The following is a 594-nucleotide window of genomic DNA, read 5'->3' as shown; positions in this document are numbered from 1 at the left end:
TATTTTAGCTTTTAAAGTTTCCGTTAACGAAGATGCCCCTTGACCTTGTGATATGATTTGTGTTGTTGCACAATGGTGATCAATACCAAACTCATCGAAAAAAGAGGGCTCCATACTATGAGACAACGGAGCATGCCCTACATCATGTAAAAGAGCTGCTGCTACTAAGTGATTAGTTACTTCCGTCGAATAGTTTCGTACTTCACTAATATAAAGAGCTAGTTTTGCCACATCTAAAGAGTGAATATACCTAGTGCTTTTGTTTTTTCTGTCCGTATAATCGATAGCTCCTAAAAAGGAGACACTTTTCAAACGTTGAAACTCTTTTGTATCAATTATGCTTTTGAAAAAAGAGTCGTTGAATAGTTTATAGTCCATAGCACGGTCTAAGCTGCTATCTTTAAACAACTGTCGTTCATGTATTTGACGTTTACACTGTGGCATAACTACTTCATTATCTCCAAAAACTGAGCTAGTGATTCTACATTCACCATGGTTCATAGTCTAGCATTCACGCAAAAGTACGATAGAGCAATACCCAATTCCTTAGATTTTAGTCAAGTTTCTATTAGGAAGCTTACAAAAAACTAGACA

The 594-nt window shown here is 36.2% G+C and carries 1 protein-coding gene; it reads right to left on the bottom strand.

Features of this window, described 5'->3' with window-relative positions; all coding sequences use genetic code 11:
- Nucleotides 1–501, bottom strand: a 501-nt coding sequence (locus R7Q11_RS27845) for an HD domain-containing protein (protein ID WP_225467195.1), incomplete at its 3' end; no start/stop codon positions are given.
- Nucleotides 502–594 lie beyond the last annotated feature (93 nt).

This window comes from Vibrio sp. 970 (assembly GCF_033339075.1).
Note: the sequence above shows the minus strand (reverse complement) of the source record. Positions and strands in the feature narration are given on the sequence as shown.